Below are 20,313 nucleotides of genomic sequence, written 5' to 3'. Positions count from 1 at the left end.
TCTATCAAATAAAAAAACCTAGATTTATTCATCTAGGCTTTTTTCAAGTATATTAAATCAGCACTATTTTACTAAATCTTTTAATGCTTTACCAGCAACAAATGCAGGCACTTTTGACGCAGCAATTTTAATCTCTTCACCAGTACGTGGGTTACGACCTATACGCTCACTACGTTCATTCACTTTAAACGTGCCGAAGCCGATTAATTGAACTGAATCGCCATTTTTTAAGCTCCCAGAGATGGCATTCAAAGTTGCTTCTAAAGCAGCTTTGGCGTCCTTTTTGCTTAGCGCTGTATCGGCTACAATTGCATCAATTAATTCAGTTTTGTTCATAAGTTTATCCTCTAAGATTTTATTTAGGTAAATGGCATTAAACGCCTGAAATTACTTGCATAACGTCTTAATAGCTTAATTCAAAGTTGGCTTTTCTCAAAGTAAATAATACTCTTTTCTACCCTAAAAAATGCTTTATTGACTAAAATTTAATCCAATATTACTGATTCCAGTACTTCTGATCTGATTTTTGAGCGATAAAATGAGGGAAATATCACGTTCTTCACATTCATTTAACAAACGATAAATTTGCCATTGAATATCTAATTCTTCTTCAATTTCTGCTGAACTCTTCAATGCTTTATCACTTAATTCTTGCCCGCTTTTGACCGACAAATAACTGGCTACGGTCGCTAATGAAATTTGACTAATTCGTATTGCCTGCGCTAAAGTATTCCCCGCAATAAAGCTATGTAATAGCTCAGCCAATGCTTCACAGGACTCTTGTGCAGGTAATACACCAAAGAAGTCGTAATCATTTACGTCAGGAATAATTTCTTCTAATTTCTCCAACTGACTATCAAAGTTAATCTTCGCGCCTTTTACCGTTAAAAATTCCCAAGCTAAATTCAAAATATTCTGAAATACTTTCATTTTTTCAGGTTGTTTAGTCACATCACAGAATAATTGGTAATTAGGATACATTCGCTCACATAAACACGCCATAAAGGTTAAATGTTGCCAAGGTTCAAAACGTTCTATCCGTTTATGAATAGGATTTCGCATAAAAACTCCATTGCCATAAATAATAAAATAGTAAAAAGTAACCGCTTATTTCTGTCTAATGAAGCGGTAATTTTTCAAGTGGTTGCCGTAATCCAAAATGACTATGTAAGAAAAGGGCTAATACGCTTAAATATTCTAAAACTTCTTCGCCCGCATCTAATAATTCATCATTATTATCATCTTGCTGGTAACCTAATTTAGCGATCTCTTCCAAATCATCTAATGCTTCGCCAATTTCATCAATTTCTCGACTTAATTTAGGCTGAGCCAGCCCCAATCCTAATAAAAATCGATTTGTCCAATCAGCAATAGCATCAGCTAAAGCAAAGCTATCTTTATATGGGGGGATCCAAACAGAAAAAAGCGTGTTTGCTTGGTTAAAATTTTCACTTAATTGCTGATAAAATAGCGCTAAACGGTTGAGTTGCTGTTGGGAAAATGCATGACCGTCATTTAAAAATTGGTAGCAAAGTGTTTTCCAAGATTCATCTTGCACGCCCCCCGCAACTAAACCGCTTAAAAAACCGTGTAATTCTGCTGCTGTTTCAGTTATTTCAAGCTGTGCAATTAAATGGTTAAATTCATTTGAATGTGTAATAGCCATAGTGTCTTACTTGTGATTCTGCTAAAGAATGGCATAATAGCAAAAAATTTATATTCTAGTGAGGATTTCACGACTATGTCGGCAAATTATATTGAAGTACAAATTTTTGGGCAGGTGCTTCGTTTACATTGTCCTGCTGAGCAACAAGAAAATTTACGTGCCTCAGCACAACGCTTAGAAGAACGTGTAGCATTATTAAAAGATCAGTCGGGCATTATTCAATTAGAAAAAGTACTTGCCATCGTTGCTTTAAATTTAAATTATGAACTTGAACAAGAAAAACAAAAAAATGCAGATAATAAAACCGTACTTGAGTCTTGTATTCATCAATTAGATTCTTCACTCAATAAACTAGCCACGACAGGATCAATTGCAGTCAATCAAGAAAATATCTAAACGCCAATCATTTACGTTATTTTCTGCATTAAACACTAGGCAAAAAATTCAATTTCCGCTACTATAACCACTACCGGGGGTGTTCGTTATTAGTTACGTCCCTGAGCCGATAATTGAAAACTTTGAGTTGAACATCTAATCGCTGGTGAGCAAGCTTACCTTGAGTAAGAAGCCTAAAAGCTATTAAGCTTAACTCCCTTGAACCATTTGGTTCAAGGACCTTCACTGATAACGGCACTCCGGGTATCTTTTTATTCATTTCAAATTAGCATTATCTTGTTCCCTATTTTCATTAACGTAAACCATATTCTTATTACAGTTACTAGCTTTTAACCATATTAACTGTATATCACTCAATAAAGTCTGTTTAAAAATTATATTATGCGGTCAATTATTGTGTAAAACTTACAAAAAAAGCCATAAATAAATCCATTTATATGCAGAATTTCTATATCCACACAAGCTGTGGATAACTTTGTGGATTTCTTTGTTAAAAGCGCATTCAAACAAGAGCAAGCCTTACTTTTTTTCCGCTTACCAAACTTTGGTTACAAAATAACTTTTTATTTAAAATCAACAAGTTATATTTTTTCTAGTCATTTCAATCAAAAAACAAAAAATTTTTCTTGTAAAATCACTTGACAATAATGCCCTGTGCAAAACTAATTGAATAAGCCTAAATTTCACAACAAAAAGTGCGCTTTTTTCTAGATAATCTTCATTCGTTCCACAAGCCCATCATAGCGAATCAAAAAAGCCCTAAAATATCAGGGCTAAATAAGAACACGCTAACTGAGATAGCGGTTGGATCTCCTGATAAACATTCATTTTTTTGATATTGTTTGCTATGATATCAGCTTTTTAACTTAGCTAATGTAAAACATAGAAATAATAAGAGGAATAACTATGTTTGGATTTGATCCTACAACAACGACTTTCCTAATCTACATTATTGGAATGATATTAATCGGTCTTATCGCTTACCGTGTAACAAATAATTTATCAGACTACATTTTAGGCGGTCGTCGTTTAGGTAGTTTCGTCACGGCATTATCCGCTGGCGCATCCGATATGTCAGGCTGGCTATTAATGGGGTTACCCGGTGCGGTCTATGCGGGTGGGTTAATTGAAGGGTGGTTAGCCATTGGCTTAACACTTGGGGCATATTTTAACTGGAAACTGGTTGCGGGCCGTTTACGCTCACAAACAGAATATAGTGGTGATGCGCTTACCTTACCTGAGTATTTTCATAACCGTTTTGCGGATAAAACACGCGTTATAAAAATTCTTTCAGCGGCTATTTTCTTATTATTCTTTGCCATTTATTGTGCTTCTGGCGTTGTAGCAGGCGCTCGTGTGTTTGAGAATTTATTTGGTGTGCCTTATCAATATGCGGTTTGGTATGGCGCCATTGCAACTATCTTGTATACTTTTATTGGTGGCTTCTTGGCAGTGAGCTGGACAGATACTATTCAAGCATCATTAATGGTTTTTGCCTTAATTCTCACTCCGCTATTTGTAGTGATCAATCTTGGTGGCATTGAAGCAATGCAACAAACAATAGCCCAAGCACAACAATTAGCCAACCACGATTACAATAATATGTTTGCAGGCACTACATTTCTTGGTGTCTTAAGTTTACTTGCTTGGGGATTAGGTTACTTTGGTCAGCCTCATATTGTTGTTCGCTTTATGGCTGCTGAAAGTGTTAAGTCACTTGAAAATGCTCGCCGAATCAGTATGACTTGGATGGTTATTTGCTTAACCGGTGCTATTGGAATTGGTTATTTCGGTATGGCTTATTTTTTTGCTTATCCAGAACAAGCAACCGTAGTCAATCAAAATAAAGAACAAATTTTTATTGAATTAGCTAAAATTTTATTCAATCCTTGGATTACTGGCATTTTACTGTCTGCTATTTTAGCGGCAGTAATGAGTACGTTATCTGCACAATTATTAATTTGTTCGAGTGCAATTACTGAAGACTTATATAAAGGCATTATTCGTCCCACCGCAACCGATAAAGAATTAATTTGGCTTGGTCGAGTAATGGTTTTAGCCGTTGCAGCCTTAGCGATCTATATTGCTCAAGATCCAAATAGCCAAGTATTTGCTTTAGTTAAAGATGCTTGGGCAGGTTTTGGTGGTGCATTTGGTCCTGTATTACTCTTTTCACTTTTCTGGAAACGAATGAACGGTTTCGGAGCCATTTCTGGTATGTTAACAGGCGCCTTGGTTGTATATCTCTGGAAATATATTTCGCCCGTTGTGAACTTGACAGAGATGTATTCCATTATTCCAGGCTTCATTGCTGCCTCATTTGCCATTTGGCTAGTTTCATTAATCACACCACCGCCAAGCCAAGCGGTTGTAGACACTTTCGAACGTGCGGATAATGCCTTCCAACAACAAATTAATGGCACGCGCTAATTTAAAATAAAATCCCTTTAATGAAAAAAAGAAGGGATTTTTATTTTCCTTTAGCAAGCGGTTCGGTTTTAAGCTATAATAACTGACTAGGTTATTTAATAAATAACTTAGTTAGTTTTAATGTTAATTCAAACCGAGAGTTGAAACAAAATGTCAAATCAAACAATCAGTACACCAAAACAGGTGTTCGTTGGCTTACAAATGCTGTTTGTTGCATTTGGTGCCTTAGTCTTAATGCCTTTAATTACAGGTTTAGATCCCAATACTGCCTTACTGACTGCAGGTATTGGTACACTCCTTTTCCAATTTTGTACTAAAAGACAAGTACCTATTTTCCTCGCATCTTCATTTGCATTTATTGCGCCCATTCAATACGGCATCCAACAATGGGGTATTCCAACCACAATGGGCGGATTAGTCTTTACAGGCTTTGTTTATCTTGCATTAAGTTCATTGGTCAAGTGGAAAGGGGCGAATATTTTAGAAAAACTATTTCCACCTGTCGTTGTTGGGCCAGTAATTATTATTATCGGTTTAGGTCTTGCGCCAACTGCAGTAGATATGGCATTAGGCAAGAACACGGCTATTGATCCGAATGTTGCATTGTTTATCTCAATGGTAACCTTAATTACAACGCTTGTAGTAGCCGTTTTTGCGAAAGGCTTAATGAAACTAGTACCAATTATGTTCGGTATTATTGTTGGCTATATTCTATCAATCTGCTATGGCATTGTTGATTTTAATCTGGTACACAATGCTGCTTGGTTTAGCTTACCTAGCTTAACTACACCTGAATTCAAATTAGAAGCCATTCTTTATTTATTACCAATTGCCTTGGCGCCCGCAGTAGAACACGTCGGTGGTATTATGGCCATCAGTTCAGTAACCGGTAAAGATTTTATCAATAAACCGGGGTTACACCGCACGTTATTAGGCGATGGTGTCGCAACATCTGCAGCGGCAATGCTAGGCGGTCCACCTAATACCACTTACGCTGAAGTCACTGGTGCGGTTATGCTTACCAAAAACTTTAATCCCAAAATCATGACCTATGCTGCCATTTGGGCGATCGCTATTTCTTTCTGTGGCAAAGTCGGGGTATTCTTGCAAACCATTCCTGGTGTGGTAATGGGGGGAATTATGATGCTGGTCTTTGGCTCAATCGCTGCAGTCGGTATGAGTACGTTAATTAGGGCCAAAGTAGATATGAGTGAAGCCCGTAATCTGTGTATTGTATCAGTGGTAATGACTTTTGGTATCGGTGGAATGTTGATTAATGTCGGCGAGTTTTCTCTGAAAGGCATTAGCTTATGCGCCATCTCAGCCATTATTATGAATCTAGTATTACCAAAAGAAGCGGCTAAAAAAACAGATTAATTTGCAATTAATCAATAAAAAAAGACCGCTTTTTAGACAAAACGATCACGCCAACAAATTTAAAGCTAATGTGGCTACGCTAGCCGACATTAGCTTTTTAGTATTAGTTACCTTGAGAAAAAAATACTTTTTCTCTACAATAGCCCATTTTTAAATGAATCGAGGCAATGCTGTGTCACAAATCAAGTTGATCGTAGGCTTAGCTAATCCGGGCGCAAAATATGAAGGCACTCGCCATAATGCAGGTGAATGGTTAGTTAATGAACTAGCCAGAATGTATAATACATCGCTCAAAGATGAAGCGAAATATTTTGGCAAAACCGCCAAAATTAACACGGTAAACGGTGATGTTTGGTTACTCATTCCCACTACATTTACGAATTTAAGTGGTAAAGCTGTCGGAGCATTAGCCCATTTTTTCCGAATCAAGGCCGAAGAAATTTTAATTGCTCACGATGAATTAGATTTACCGCCAGGTGTGGCAAAACTAAAACAAGGTGGTGGTCATGGTGGCCATAATGGTTTAAAAGATATTATTAGTGCATTGGGCAATAATAATAATTTCTATCGAATTAGACTCGGTATTGGTCATCCCGGGCATAAAGATCAAGTAGCAGGTTATGTATTAAGCAAACCGGCTCCACAAGATCAACAAAAAATAAATGCGGTAATTGATGAAGCCAGCCGTTGCCTTGAAATATTATTCAAAGATGGGGTCACAAGTGCCACCAACCGCTTAAACAGTTTTAAAGCATAAGTGAATAATCATTTAAACAGTAAGCGGGCATTTTTCTTCGCTAAATTGCAATTGATTATTCAATCATCGTTATCCACTATCAATTAATTAGGAATCAAAAATGGGATTTAAATGTGGTATCGTAGGTTTACCCAATGTTGGTAAATCAACTCTTTTTAATGCATTAACAAAAGCAGGGATTGAAGCGGCAAACTACCCGTTCTGTACCATTGAGCCCAACACAGGCGTGGTGCCAATGCCCGATCCTCGTTTAGATGCATTAGCAGAAATTGTCAATCCTGAACGCGTCTTACCCACCACGATGGAATTTGTCGATATTGCCGGCTTAGTTGCGGGCGCCAGTAAAGGTGAAGGGTTAGGCAATAAATTCCTAGCGAATATTCGCGAGACTGATGCAATAGGCCATGTCGTACGTTGTTTTGAAAATGATGATATTGTGCACGTGGCAGGAAAAATTGATCCTGCTGATGATATTGAAACTATCAATACTGAATTAGCATTAGCCGATCTAGACAGTTGTGAGCGTGCGATACAACGTTTACAAAAGCGAGCGAAAAGTGGCGATAAAGACGCAAAATTTGAATTATCTATTTTGGAAAAAATCTTACCTGTTCTAGAAAATGCGGGAATGATTCGTTCTGTTGCGTTAGATAAAGACGAATTACACGCGATTAAAGGCTATAATTTCTTAACGCTAAAACCAACAATGTACATTGCTAACGTCAATGAAGATGGTTTTGAAAATAATCCCTATTTGGATCGAGTACGCCAACTCGCTGAACAAGAAGGCGCGCTAGTTGTGCCTGTTTGTGCCGCAATTGAAGCTGAAATAGCAGAATTAGAAGATGAAGAGAAAGTCGATTTCTTACAAGATCTTTGTATTGAAGAACCGGGCTTAAATCGGGTGATTAGAGCCGGTTATCGTTTATTAAATCTACAAACTTATTTCACAGCTGGCGTCAAAGAAGTACGCGCTTGGACAGTTGCCGTGGGTGCGACTGCACCAAAAGCAGCAGCTGTCATTCATACTGATTTTGAAAAAGGCTTTATTCGTGCCGAAGTTATTGCTTATGATGATTTTATTCAATTCAAAGGCGAAAATGGTGCTAAAGAAGCAGGTAAATGGCGTTTAGAAGGGAAAGATTATATTGTCCAAGATGGCGATGTAATGCATTTCCGTTTTAATGTGTAAGCAACGATTAACGACTAAATAAATAGAAAAAGACCGCTTATTGCTAAATAAGCGGTCTTTTTTAGCTGCATTTTAGGGTAAGAGATAAATTTTTTATTAAATCACGCTGCTACTTATGGAAAGTTATACTATTTATCTATATAATACCGGACTTTTGTTACCTGATTCAGTTGAATCATTAACCATCACGCATTCAATAAGGATTTCATAAAATTGATCAAATTAGGCTATACATTTTTTGCAAAATTAACGGCAATCGCTCTCGCTTACTTTAGTATTGCGGCACAAGCTGCTGAAAAACTATATGTCTATAATTGGACGGAATATGTCCCCTCTTCTTTGCTAGAGCAATTTACCAAAGAAACAGGTATTGAGGTCATTTATTCTACTTTTGAAAGCAATGAAGAAATGTACTCTAAATTGAAATTATCAAATTCAACCGGTTACGATATTGTTTTCCCTTCCAGCTATTATGTTAATAAAATGGCAAAAGAAGGTATGCTAACCGCCATTGATAAAACAAAATTAAGCAGTTTAAAAAATATTACCCCTGAATTAATGGGTAAACCATTTGATCCTGACAATACTTATTCATTGCCTTATGTCTATGGATTGACTGGGATTGGCGTCAATGCCAAAGAAATAGATCCTCACACAGTTTCAAGCTGGCAAGACTTATGGCGTGATGAATATAAAGGCAAATTATTATTAATGAATGATGCACGAGAAGTGTTTCATATTGCTTTATTGCTTGATGGTAAATCACCGAATACAGAAGAAGAAGCAGAAATTAAGCAGGCTTATCAACGTTTACAAAAACTAGTGCCAAATGTATTAGTCTTTAATTCCGATTCTCCAGAAATGCCGTATTTACAAGAAGAGGTGGCAATTGGAATGCAATGGAGTGGCTCAACACATCGTGCTAAAAGTGAAAATCCTGATTTAAAATTTATCTTCCCAAAAGAAGGCGCTATCATTTGGATGGATAATTATGTGATTCCGAAAGGCGCTGTCAATAAAGAAGCGGCCCATAAATTTATTGATTTCTTATTGCGCCCTGAAAGTGCTAAAGAAGTAATTGAAAAAATGGGATTCTCAATGCCAAATGAACATGTAAAACCTTTATTATCCGCTGAGCTAGCCAATGATGAATTAATTTTCCCGCCAAAAGCAGAAATTAATAAAGGCATTTTGCAAGCCGACGTAAATCAAGCAATTAGCATTTATGAAAAATATTGGAATTTTCTAAAAACCGGCAAATAAATTAAACGCATTTACATAATTCATCATTTAAAAATAGCATGCTATATTGGCAGTGCTATTTTTTTATGCCAAATAATCAACCAATGGATAAAACGTGATGAGTAAAATCAGGTAACGGCATAACTTCCCTAGGCTAATCAATAACACGCTCAACCAAAAGTTAAAACGTAACCACCCTGCCATTGTACATAGCATATCTCCAACAATAGGTAAGCCACTCAATAACAAGGCAAATACGCCATACTTCTCACATTGAATAAAGACCCAACGCATACCACGATGTGTTACATCAATTGGCTTGGGAACCAATAATCCGATGGCATAAGTCACTATACTTCCTAGACTATTACCAACAGTCGCAACTAATAGCAAATAAATTAATTGTTCTGACAATACCACATTAGTTGCAAGAATTATCTTAGTCGCAAAGGTTATAAATACTACCTCTGAATTGCCCGGCAAGATAGTAGCGCTCAAAAAAGCACTCATAAACATGAGCCACAATTGATATTCACCGGTCAAAAAAATAGTCAAAAGTGAAGTTAAATAATCAATCATTTTTTATTTGTAATCATATTGTTATGATCTTTAAAATATAAACGATGTTTGCATGATGAATAAACTTAATCTAGTAACCAAAATGGCTTTTGATTTACCTCAATTTAATTGCAATTTTATTTTGAGGATTAAATCAACAAGTCTATAATTATCAATAATTTCTATAATTTTTTCAAATTTAAGGATAATCAATGTTTACTCCTGCCGAAATGGCAAAAATCGCGGAAGAAGGCGCAGTTTATAAAGCAACTAAGCATCAATTATACTCTTTTATTTCGGCTATATTAGCCGGTGGTTTCATTGGCTTGGCGTTTGTCTTCTATACTACCACACAAACAGGCACTACTAATGTTCCTTGGGGCTTAGCAAAATTAGTAGGTGGCGCAGTTTTCTCACTTGGCGTGATTATGTGTGTAGTGTTTGGTGCAGAATTATTTACTTCATCAACATTAACTGCTGTAGCGAAAGCCACTCAACGCATCACTTGGTGCCAAATGTGTAAAAATTGGTGTATTGTTTATGCAGGCAATTTCATTGGTGGCTTGAGCATAGTCGTGTTAATCTGGTTATCCGGTCAAATTATGGCAGCAAATGGCCAATGGGGCTTGACTATTTTAAACACTGCGCAACATAAAATCCATCATAGTTGGATTGAGGCTTTTACATTAGGCATTTTATGTAACATTATGGTTTGCTTAGCCGTATGGATGGCAAATGCAGGGAAAAGTTTAACCGACAAAACATTTATTATGATTTTGCCAATTGCTTTATTTGTATCATCGGGCTTTGAACACTGCGTTGCAAATATGTTTATGATTCCAATGGGAATGGTTATTACACACTTTGCTAGCCCTGAATTTTGGATAAATATCGGCATCGACGCCTCACAATACGCTGATTTAGATTTATCACACTTCATTATTAATAACTTAATTCCTGTTACTCTAGGTAATATTATTGGCGGAGTATTTTTTATCAGCTTAGTGCAATGGTTCTTATATATTCGTAAACACTAAAACAATTTCAATATTAAGCGGTCTAATTTAAGTAAAATTTTGCAAAAATCTCACCGCTTGCAAGACCTAATTTATTAACATTTAAGAGGATTTAAAATGATTCAACTCAATGAAATTCAACAAAAAGCTTGGGCAGGCTTTGTAGCAGGCACGTGGCAAACTGAAGTAAACGTACGTGATTTTATCCAAAAAAATTATACGCCATATGAAGGAGATGAATCTTTCCTAGCGGGTGCTACCCCCGCAACGACTAAACTATGGCAAGAGGTCATGGAAAAAATCAAAGTTGAGAATAAAACGCACGAGCCTTATGATATTGACTGTGATATTCCGTCCACGATTACCTCGCACAAACCGGGCTATATTGATCAATCCTTAGAAAAAATTGTTGGCCTTCAAACAGATGCACCATTAAAACGAGCAATTCTTCCATTTGGTGGCATTAAAATGGTAAAAGGTTCTTGTGATGTTTATCGCCGTAAACTTAATCCTGAAGTTGAAAAAATCTTCACTGAATATCGTAAAACACATAACCAAGGCGTTTTTGATGTTTATACGCCTGATATTTTACGTTGCCGTAAATCAGGCGTAATCACAGGTTTACCTGATGCCTATGGTCGTGGCCGTATTATTGGTGACTATCGCCGTTTAGCCGTATATGGTGCAGACTTCTTAATGAAAGATAAACAGCGTCAATTTGCCTCATTACAGCCTAATTTAGAAGCAGGTGAAGACATTCAAGCAACCATTCAATTACGTGAAGAAATCACCGAACAATTCCGTGCTTTAGGACAAATCAAAGAAATGGCTGCCTCCTATGGCTTTGATGTTTCACGTCCGGCTGAAAATGCACAAGAAGCCGTACAATGGACCTATTTTGCTTATTTAGCGGCAGTTAAATCACAAAATGGTGCAGCAATGTCATTTGGTCGTGTTTCATCATTCTTAGATATCTACATTGAACGTGACCTAAAAGCGGGCAAAATTACAGAAGAAGAAGCACAAGAATTAATTGACCACTTAGTGATGAAATTACGGATGGTTCGTTTCTTACGTACACCAGAATATGATCAATTATTCTCTGGCGATCCTATGTGGGCGACCGAGACCTTAGCAGGTATGGGGTTAGATGGTCGTACGTTAGTGACTAAAAACAGTTTCCGTATTCTGAACACGCTTTATACAATGGGACCGTCACCAGAGCCGAATTTAACGATCCTTTGGTCCGAACAATTACCAGAGGGTTTCAAACGTTATTGTGCAAAAGTGTCTATTGATACATCATCAGTTCAATATGAAAATGATGATTTAATGCGTCCAGATTTCGATAATGATGACTATGCTATCGCTTGTTGTGTATCACCAATGGTGATCGGTAAACAAATGCAATTCTTCGGCGCACGTGCGAACTTAGCGAAAACAATGTTATATGCAATCAATGGCGGTATTGACGAAAAATCAGGCTTACAAGTTGGTCCGAAATCAACACCTATTACAGATGAAGTATTAAACTTTGATGATGTAATGACACGTATGGATCACTTTATGGATTGGTTAGCAACACAATATGTGACCGCATTAAATATCATTCACTTTATGCACGATAAATACAGCTATGAAGCCGCATTAATGGCATTCCACGATCGTGATGTATTCCGCACAATGGCGTGTGGTATTGCAGGCCTTTCTGTCGCGGCAGACTCTTTATCTGCAATTAAATATGCCAAAGTAAAACCTGTGCGTGGTGATATCAAAGACAAAGATGGCAATATTGTCGCAACCAACGTGGCGCTTGATTTTGAGATTGAAGGCGAATACCCACAATTCGGGAATAATGATAGCCGTGTTGATGATATTGCGTGTGACTTAGTTGAACGCTTTATGAAAAAAATTCAAACACACAAAACATATCGCAATGCAACACCAACTCAATCAGTGTTAACGATTACATCTAACGTTGTATATGGTAAAAAAACCGGGAATACCCCAGACGGCCGCCGTGCTGGAGCCCCATTTGGACCCGGCGCTAACCCAATGCATGGTCGCGACCAAAAAGGTGCGGTAGCATCATTAACATCTGTTGCTAAACTGCCATTTGCATACGCCAAAGATGGTATCTCATACACATTCTCAATTGTGCCTAATGCCTTAGGTAAAGATTACGAAGCACAAAAACGTAACTTAGCAGGCCTAATGGATGGTTATTTCCACCACGAAACAAGCATTGAAGGTGGTCAGCATCTAAATGTAAATGTCTTAAATCGTGAAACATTATTAGATGCAGTAGAACACCCAGAAAAATACCCACAATTAACCATTCGTGTCTCTGGTTATGCCGTACGTTTTAACTCTTTAACTAAAGAGCAACAAATGGACGTTATCACTCGTACATTTACAGAATCAATGTAAGTTATTTGAGAAAATAAGCTAACTTAGCGGTCAGCTTTTGCAAACTTTTTGCAAAGTATGACCGCTTATTTATTTAGATTCTGTTAAAATATGAATAATTTTATCCATTCACATAAATGCTAGCCCAAATTAAACTGGTATATCTAACTTATGTATAAAGGAACATAAAATGTCTATAGCACGTTATCACTCTTATGAAACTTGTGGCACAGTAGACGGCCCTGGCATTCGTTTTATTCTATTCTTGCAAGGCTGTTTAATGCGTTGTAAATATTGTCATAACCGTGATACTTGGGATCTTGAGGGCGGTACACAAATCAGCGTTGAAGATTTGATGAAAGAAGTGATCAGCTATAAACATTTTATGAAAGCCTCTGGCGGTGGTGTAACTGCTTCAGGCGGTGAAGCCATCTTACAGATGGAATTTGTCCGTGATTGGTTTCGCGCTTGTAAAGCTGAAGGTATCAATACTTGCTTAGACACTAATGGATTTGTTCGCCATTATAATTCTGTTGTTGATGAAATGTTAGCCGTCACAGATTTAGTGATCTTAGACCTCAAACAACTCAATGATGAAATTCATCAATACTTAATCGGTGTTTCAAACAAACGAACGCTTGATTTCGCCCGCTATTTACATAAAATCCATAAACAAACATGGATTCGTTATGTCGTCGTACCAGGTTATACTGACGACGACGACTCTGCCCATAAGCTCGGACAATTTACTCAGAATATGGATAACATTGAAAAAGTTGAATTATTGCCTTATCACCACCTAGGTGCACATAAATGGAAAACATTAGGCTATAAATACGAATTAGAAGACGTATTACCCCCCTCTAAAGAAGATTTAGAACGTTTAAAAGCAATTATTGAAAGTTACGGACATACTGTCAAATACTAACCTAGCGGTCTATTTAGCCGAAAAGATTGCCAAATAGACCCGATTATTTTACTCAACAACTTGATATTTTTCACAGACTCCCCCAATTATAACGATACTTTTTAACAAAAAGGAAAAAGGAATTAAATACATAATGTCAAACCCACTTTTACATTACACAGGTTTACCTGCCTTCTCAAAAATCAAAGCTGAACATATTCAACCTGCCGTTGAAGCCGTTATCCAACAATGTCGTAACGTAATCGAAACAGTCGCTCAAATCGAACACCCCACTTGGGAAAATTTCTATATACCACAAGCAGAAGTCAGCGATAAATTTTCACGTGTTTGGTCACCGGTTGGCCACTTAAATGGCGTGAAAAACTCACCTGAATTACGCGAAGCTTACCAAGCATGCTTACCATTACTCTCTGAGTACAGCACTTGGGCAGGACAACATCAAGGTTTATACCAAGGTTATCTCAAACTAAAAAACTCACTTGAGTTCGCTACTTATTCAATTGCACAACAAAAAACCATCGAAAATACGCTACGCGATTTCGAACTTTCTGGCATCTCATTACCCGCTGAAAAACAAAAACGTTATGGCGAAATCACCTCGCGTTTAGCAGAACTGAGCTCACAATTTAGCAATAACGTGCTAGATGCGACAATGGGATGGGATATCCTCATCACGGATAAAGCACAATTAGCAGGCTTACCTGATTCCGCATTAGAAGCCGCTAAACTTTCCGCCGAAAGTAAAAATCAAACCGGTTATCGCTTCACGCTTGAATTCCCTAGTTATTATCCAGTATTAACTTATTGTGAAAATCGTGACTTACGCGCAATCATCTATAAAGAATATGTTACACGCGCTTCTGAACAAGGTGAAAATGCCGGTAAATGGGATAACTCAGCCAATATGAATGAAATGCTCAAATTACGTTTAGAGCTAGCACAACTATTAGGCTTTACTAATTATGCAGAGCTATCGCTTGCCACTAAAATGGCGGAAAATCCATCACAAGTGGTCGATTTTTTAACGGATCTTGCTCAACGTGCCAAAGCACAAGGCGAACAAGAATTAACCGAATTGGCTGAGTTTGTGAAGAAAACATACGGCATCACGGATCTCCAAGCTTGGGATATTCCATTTTATAGCGAAAAACAAAAACGAGCCTTGTATGCCATTAATGATGAAGAATGCCGTCCATATTTTCCAGAAGATCGCGTTATCTCCGGCTTATTCGAATTAATGAAACGTATTTTTGGCTTACGTATTGAAGAACAATTCAACATTGACGTATGGCACCCCGATGTACGTTTTTTCCAAATTTATGATCAACATAACCAAGAGCGCGGATCGTTCTATCTAGATTTATATGCCCGTGAAAATAAACGAGGTGGTGCTTGGATGGATGATTGTATTGGTCAAAAACGCCGTGCTGATGGTTCATTACAAAAAGCGGTTGCTTATTTAACTTGTAATTTTAATAAACCAATCGGCAATAAACCGGCACTCTTTACTCACAATGAAGTAACCACGCTTTTCCACGAATTTGGCCACGGCATTCATCATATGCTAACAGAAATTGACGTTGCCGACGTTGCGGGCATCAACGGTGTCCCTTGGGATGCGGTAGAATTACCAAGCCAATTCTTAGAAAATTGGTGCTGGGAAGAAGCCGCATTACAATTCATCTCAGGCCATTATCAGACAGATGAAGCATTACCCACCGAAAAACTGACTCAATTATTGAAAGCAAAAAACTTCCAAGCAGCTATGTTTATACTGCGTCAATTAGAGTTTGGTTTATTTGATTTCCGCTTACATTTAGCTGAACCAAGCGACAATATCGTATTAGATATGCTAAAAGCGGTCAAAACCGAAGTCTCAGTGGTTAAAGCACCTGAATGGGTACGCACTCCTCACAGTTTTAGCCATATTTTTGCAGGAGGTTATGCCGCAGGTTATTACGGCTATTTATGGGCAGAAGTGCTTTCAGCCGATGCTTTTGCAAAATTTGAAGAAGAGGGTATTTTTAACCGCCAAACAGGTCAAGCTTACTTAGATCATATTTTGACCCGCGGAGGCTCTGAAGAACCAATGGTTTTATTTGAACGTTTCCGTGGCCGTAAACCAAGTTTAGATGCTTTATTACGCCATAAAGGAATTGCCTAATAAAAATGTAGCCTTGCTCTTACTTAAACAAGGCTACATTCTCATTATAAAACTATAAATTAAGCGATTTTCTGAGCTAACATAGTCACAAAACGCATTTTAATTCGATTGCCATTTACATCTGTTTTATGTAATTCACCAACATCTTCATTATATTTTACTAATCGCCAATTTTGATAATAACTTGCTAATTCGCCTTCTGTGAAAGTGAATGAAAATGGCATTGGACAAGGATAATCCAATGTATCTATTGCACATACAATTAAATTATAACCGCCTATTTTTGTATTTTTTTGCATATTCTCAATAATTGCAGGAATGCGTGCACGATCTAGAAACATCATCACTACTGTCGAAATAATTAAATCAAACTCACCTATTTGTTGCCCAATAGTAGCTTGATTAATATCATAAACTGCGGTATTAAATTGCATTAAATTTTCTTTTTCAACTAAGTAATTAAGGAAATCAATACTATCTTGACTATAATCTACCGCCGTAACATCAAAACCTAATAAATTCAAATAAAGGCTATTTCGCCCCCGTCCGCAACCTAAATCTAATGCTTTACCGCCCGTGATGTAATTACGTAAATTAACGACTTCTGAGTGAGCCGAAGTTAAATTATATTTTTTCGCATAAACATCTTTCGCCTCACAATAAAACGATAATTGACATTCTAAATCATCGGAAAGCGGTTCCACTTTATGCCAAAGTTGAGGCTCTATAAATGGAGGTTGCTCATTCACCGAAAATATTGTGCTATTTAGCACTTTTCCTTTCTCGGTTAAAACATAGAATTTTAAACTCCCTTTTAAAATGGTTAATTTCGCCCAAGTACCTTGTTTTGTATTATGCTTTTCCTGAAACATTTGTGGTAATGTTGTTTTAGTCCACGTTGGCATTTGTTTATAGCAAATTAAGTTTTCCATCTTAAATCCTCATTTAATATAAATAATAAGCATAACAAATTTTACCCCTTTCCTATGGGTAAACAATAAAAAACCAACTATTTTTGTCGGTTATACTTAACCGTGATTAGATCGTAATCACTTTAAATTGACGACCAAAATAAACCAAACTATTACTTGGCTTAACCTCAATATGCTTCAGTTGCACCATAAAAATAGTATGCGTGCCAACAGAATGAGTATCAATAATATCACCTTGTAGAGCAGAAATCGCATCACGCAAAATGGGCAAGCCATCAATTCCTTGATCCCACATATCCCAACCAAAACGCTCTTCCATAGTACTCGGCAACATACTGGCAAAATGTTTTGCCATTTCTTCTTGCTGGTGGTTTAACACATTAATACAAACCTTACCATTTTCTTGTATAATATCGTGTACTCCACTATTTTTATTAATACAAAACAATAATGTTGGTGGTGTATCTGTCACGGAACAAACTGATGAGACAGTCAAACCAATTTTGCCCGCTATACCATTAGTAGTAACAATGCTGACGGCAGCAGATAAATGTGCCATAGCATCACGAAATTGTAGTGAAAACGCAGTAGGCGGTTGAGCTTGAACGATAGACATAGTTCTCCTTAAAAGTTATTCTTTCCAGATAACGTGATACTCGCGGTTCTCAGCTTGATGTGAAATTAAGAAGCGGGCAAAAACATCGTCCATTTCATCTTTATCATTGACCAAACCAACCCAAACTTCGGCAAATGCGGTTGGATCAATTAGCGTACCAATCTCTTCCTCCCAACGGTCTGAAGTTTCAACCATCTCCACGGCACCACGTTCTTCAAATTGCAAGTTAAACAATAAAATATCAGCGGGTTCTAAATGTTCTCCAGCCATTTCAAGAAAAATATCGTAGGCAATATCAATTGCTTCATCTGGTGTTAATTTATGCATAATTGTTTTCAAAATAAGTAAATAGAGCGCTTAATATGCCACAAATTTATAGACGTTGAAATAACCGACTTATTACTTGCCCTGTCACTTTTTCTTTCAAAAGTTGCCAGTTAGCTGGCAATTGAAGCGCCAAATGATCTTTTTCAGTTTCAACATAAATCAGCGCTTTACTAACAAGCCAATCATTTCGCTCAAGTAATGCAATAATCTCCGGCACTAAATTATTATGGAATGGAGGATCAATAAACACGAGTTCAAAAGGTTGTTGCGTATTTTTTTGTGCAAGGTATTGTAATGTATCCGTATTAATGACACTTGCATTAGCACCGGTTAAATGGGCAACATTATTACGCAACACGCTCGCAGCATTCGCAAATTTCTCAAGAAAAACCACCGCTTTTGCTTGTCGAGAAAGCGCCTCAATGCCTAATGAACCACTGCCGGCAAAACAATCTAAACAATAACAACCAGCAACATCATGCATTAGCCAATTAAATAACATCTCTTTTACACGATCGGAAGTAGGGCGCAACCCCTCAGCATTTAACACGGACAACTTTCGTCCACGCCATAATCCTGCAATAATGCGAACTTCACCGCTTTGCTTAGTCTGTTTAGGAAGATTACGAGTTTTTTTCATATAATATAAAGGAAAAAATAACGATTATTTGGTAAACTAGCTAAGTTTAGTCCATTTTAAAAGGAAAAGTGAGAAAAATATGGCAGAAAAGAAAAAAGGCTTTTTGTCGTGGTTAAATTTTCGCAAAAAAGAACACACAAAACCAGCAGAGCCTGAAACAACAATAACAGAAGCACCCCCCTTAGCAACTCAGGTGGTTGAAGATAATCAAACATTACCGCAAGATACAAACCAAATTGAACCGCTTGAAAATAACGTTGAACAGATTATTGATCAATACGAGCGATCGGATAATTTAGAAAAATTAGAGACTTCCGCAGAAGAAAAATTAGCCAAGATAGATGAATTCGTGGCGCAACAAGCTGAAAAAATAGATGAATTCATTGATAATTCCGTTGAAGAAACAAAAAAATTTATCCAAGCTTCTGCCGAAAAAATTGAACACGCTTTCGAAGAAGAGAAACTGCAATCGATTGCGATTATTGATACGGCTAGACAACCAGCCGATCATATTGACCTGCCAACAATACAACCTGATTGCACGTCCATTTTGCCTGATGAGCCATGTGCATTCACTCAAACCACAGGAATCAGCAAACTACCCTCTGAAACCGAGATCGAACAAGCGATCGAGATCACTGAAAATGCAATAACACCATCGATATCGCCGGTTATTACTGTCGATAACCATTCCGAAAAAACAAATGAGAATGGTTTTTTTAGTCGTTTATTAAAAGGTTTAATTAAAACCAAACAAAATATTGGTTCCAACTTTCGTGAATTCTTTCGCGGTAAAAAAATTGATGATGAACTGTTTGAAGAATTAGAAGAACGTTTGTTAATGGCTGATCTAGGTATGCCCACCACCACCAAAATCATTCAAAACCTAACCACGCACGCCACTAAAAAGCAGTTAAAAGACGCAGATTTGCTTTATCAGCAATTAAAAATTGAATTAGCAAATGTATTAAAGCCCATTGATAAACCGCTTGAAATTGATCCGCTTACAAAACCTTATGTCATTTTAATGGTTGGTGTTAATGGCGTAGGTAAAACAACCACCATTGGTAAATTAGCTAAAAAATTACAAGATGAAGGCAAATCTGTAATGCTTGCAGCTGGCGATACATTCCGTGCAGCGGCGGTTGAACAATTACAAGTTTGGGGCGAAAGAAATAATATTCCGGTCGTGGCACAAACAACCGGCGCAGATTCTGCATCAGTTATTTTTGATGCAATGCAATCCGCAGCCTCCAAAGGCATTGATATTTTAATTGCAGATACGGCAGGCCGTTTACAAAATAAAAATCATTTAATGGATGAGCTGAAAAAAATTGTGCGTGTAATGAAAAAATATAATGAGTCAGCACCGCATGAAATTATGTTGACGCTAGATGCAGGCACGGGTCAAAATGCCATTAGCCAAGCTAAATTATTTAATGAAGCGACCGGTTTAACTGGCATTACATTAACTAAATTAGATGGTACGGCTAAAGGTGGCGTTATTTTTGCCATTGCTGATCAATTTAATTTACCGATTCGTTTTATTGGTGTCGGGGAAAAAATTGATGACTTACGGCCATTCAATGCAGAAGAATTTATCGACGCATTATTTGAATACGACGAATAAAATCCCTTAATCAAATAAGATCGGCAAAAGGTA

The 20,313-nt window shown here is 37.2% G+C and carries 19 protein-coding genes and 1 other RNA gene; 12 read left to right on the top strand and 8 right to left on the bottom strand.

Annotation, left to right across the window (positions count from 1 at the left end; all coding sequences use genetic code 11):
- Positions 1-63 precede the first annotated feature (63 nt).
- From BMX01_RS00610 to BMX01_RS00600, 3 genes are all read right to left on the bottom strand, one after another.
- Positions 64-354 carry an HU family DNA-binding protein gene (locus tag BMX01_RS00610; protein ID WP_257722002.1) on the bottom strand — a complete coding sequence of 97 codons (291 nt, stop codon included), beginning with the start codon at positions 352-354 and terminating at the stop codon, positions 64-66.
- Between the two features lie 117 nt (positions 355-471).
- Positions 472-1,062 (bottom strand): YjaG family protein, encoded by a 591-nt coding sequence (locus BMX01_RS00605; protein ID WP_064082015.1) that lies wholly within the window; start codon positions 1,060-1,062, stop codon positions 472-474.
- Between the two features lie 55 nt (positions 1,063-1,117).
- Positions 1,118-1,666 (bottom strand): UPF0149 family protein, encoded by a 549-nt coding sequence (locus BMX01_RS00600; RefSeq protein WP_064082016.1) that lies wholly within the window; start codon positions 1,664-1,666, stop codon positions 1,118-1,120.
- Positions 1,667-1,741: 75 nt separating this feature from the next.
- On the opposite strand from BMX01_RS00600, the gene BMX01_RS00595 reads away from it, so the two are divergent.
- From BMX01_RS00595 to BMX01_RS00565, 7 genes are all read left to right on the top strand, one after another.
- Complete coding sequence (locus tag BMX01_RS00595) at positions 1,742-2,062, top strand: cell division protein ZapA (protein ID WP_064082017.1); 321 nt, start codon at positions 1,742-1,744, stop codon at positions 2,060-2,062.
- A 68-nt stretch (positions 2,063-2,130) separates the two neighbouring features.
- Positions 2,131-2,312, top strand: a non-coding RNA gene (gene ssrS / locus BMX01_RS00590) — 6S RNA.
- A gap of 656 nt (positions 2,313-2,968) precedes the next feature.
- Positions 2,969-4,492 carry a sodium/proline symporter PutP gene (gene putP, locus BMX01_RS00585; RefSeq protein WP_064082018.1) on the top strand — a complete coding sequence of 508 codons (1,524 nt, stop codon included), beginning with the start codon at positions 2,969-2,971 and terminating at the stop codon, positions 4,490-4,492.
- A gap of 150 nt (positions 4,493-4,642) precedes the next feature.
- Positions 4,643-5,869 (top strand): uracil-xanthine permease family protein, encoded by a 1,227-nt coding sequence (locus BMX01_RS00580; protein ID WP_064082019.1) that lies wholly within the window; start codon positions 4,643-4,645, stop codon positions 5,867-5,869.
- 172 nt (positions 5,870-6,041) lie between these two features.
- Complete coding sequence (gene pth, locus BMX01_RS00575) at positions 6,042-6,626, top strand: aminoacyl-tRNA hydrolase (RefSeq protein WP_064083005.1); 585 nt, start codon at positions 6,042-6,044, stop codon at positions 6,624-6,626.
- A 100-nt stretch (positions 6,627-6,726) separates the two neighbouring features.
- Complete coding sequence (ychF, locus tag BMX01_RS00570; protein WP_064082020.1) at positions 6,727-7,818, top strand: redox-regulated ATPase YchF; 1,092 nt, start codon at positions 6,727-6,729, stop codon at positions 7,816-7,818.
- A 213-nt stretch (positions 7,819-8,031) separates the two neighbouring features.
- On the top strand, positions 8,032-9,081 hold the full coding sequence (locus BMX01_RS00565) for an extracellular solute-binding protein (RefSeq protein WP_074647570.1): 1,050 nt from the start codon (positions 8,032-8,034) through the stop codon (positions 9,079-9,081).
- A 63-nt stretch (positions 9,082-9,144) separates the two neighbouring features.
- On the opposite strand, the gene BMX01_RS00560 is transcribed toward BMX01_RS00565, so the two are convergent.
- Positions 9,145-9,639 (bottom strand): YqaA family protein, encoded by a 495-nt coding sequence (locus tag BMX01_RS00560; RefSeq protein ID WP_064082022.1) that lies wholly within the window; start codon positions 9,637-9,639, stop codon positions 9,145-9,147.
- Positions 9,640-9,830: 191 nt separating this feature from the next.
- Here BMX01_RS00560 and focA point away from each other — a divergent pair, with 191 nt between their 5' ends.
- From focA to prlC, 4 genes are all read left to right on the top strand, one after another.
- A complete protein-coding gene (gene focA, locus BMX01_RS00555; protein WP_064082023.1) occupies positions 9,831-10,655 on the top strand; it encodes a formate transporter FocA in 825 nt (274 codons plus the stop codon).
- Between the two features lie 96 nt (positions 10,656-10,751).
- Positions 10,752-13,064, top strand: coding sequence for a formate C-acetyltransferase (gene pflB, locus BMX01_RS00550; RefSeq protein WP_064082024.1), 2,313 nt, complete (start codon positions 10,752-10,754; stop codon positions 13,062-13,064).
- Between the two features lie 169 nt (positions 13,065-13,233).
- Positions 13,234-13,971: a pyruvate formate lyase 1-activating protein gene (gene pflA / locus BMX01_RS00545; protein ID WP_064082025.1), complete on the top strand. Its 738-nt coding sequence runs from the start codon at positions 13,234-13,236 to the stop codon at positions 13,969-13,971.
- 133 nt (positions 13,972-14,104) lie between these two features.
- Complete coding sequence (prlC, locus tag BMX01_RS00540) at positions 14,105-16,135, top strand: oligopeptidase A (RefSeq protein ID WP_064082026.1); 2,031 nt, start codon at positions 14,105-14,107, stop codon at positions 16,133-16,135.
- 59 nt (positions 16,136-16,194) lie between these two features.
- Here the strand turns inward: prlC and tehB are convergent, their stop codons facing one another.
- The 4 genes from tehB to rsmD all read right to left on the bottom strand — a co-directional run bounded on the left by tehB (position 16,195) and on the right by rsmD (position 18,650).
- Positions 16,195-17,067 (bottom strand): SAM-dependent methyltransferase TehB, encoded by an 873-nt coding sequence (tehB, locus tag BMX01_RS00535; protein ID WP_064082027.1) that lies wholly within the window; start codon positions 17,065-17,067, stop codon positions 16,195-16,197.
- Positions 17,068-17,173: 106 nt separating this feature from the next.
- A complete protein-coding gene (hpaC, locus tag BMX01_RS00530) occupies positions 17,174-17,683 on the bottom strand; it encodes a 4-hydroxyphenylacetate 3-monooxygenase, reductase component (RefSeq protein WP_064082028.1) in 510 nt (169 codons plus the stop codon).
- A gap of 15 nt (positions 17,684-17,698) precedes the next feature.
- Positions 17,699-18,010, bottom strand: coding sequence for an HI1450 family dsDNA-mimic protein (locus tag BMX01_RS00525; protein ID WP_010944915.1), 312 nt, complete (start codon positions 18,008-18,010; stop codon positions 17,699-17,701).
- A 46-nt stretch (positions 18,011-18,056) separates the two neighbouring features.
- Entirely contained in the window at positions 18,057-18,650 is a 594-nt protein-coding gene (rsmD, locus tag BMX01_RS00520) for a 16S rRNA (guanine(966)-N(2))-methyltransferase RsmD (RefSeq protein WP_064083336.1), read from the bottom strand.
- A 79-nt stretch (positions 18,651-18,729) separates the two neighbouring features.
- On the opposite strand from rsmD, the gene ftsY reads away from it, so the two are divergent.
- On the top strand, positions 18,730-20,280 hold the full coding sequence (gene ftsY, locus BMX01_RS00515; RefSeq protein WP_064082030.1) for a signal recognition particle-docking protein FtsY: 1,551 nt from the start codon (positions 18,730-18,732) through the stop codon (positions 20,278-20,280).
- Positions 20,281-20,313: the final 33 nt, after the last annotated feature.

Origin of the sequence: [Haemophilus] ducreyi (genome assembly GCF_900109315.1) — a bacterium.
In the GTDB taxonomy this organism is placed as follows: Bacteria; Pseudomonadota; Gammaproteobacteria; order Enterobacterales; family Pasteurellaceae; genus Haemophilus_B; species Haemophilus_B ducreyi.
This window is presented reverse-complemented; position numbering and strand designations above follow the sequence as displayed.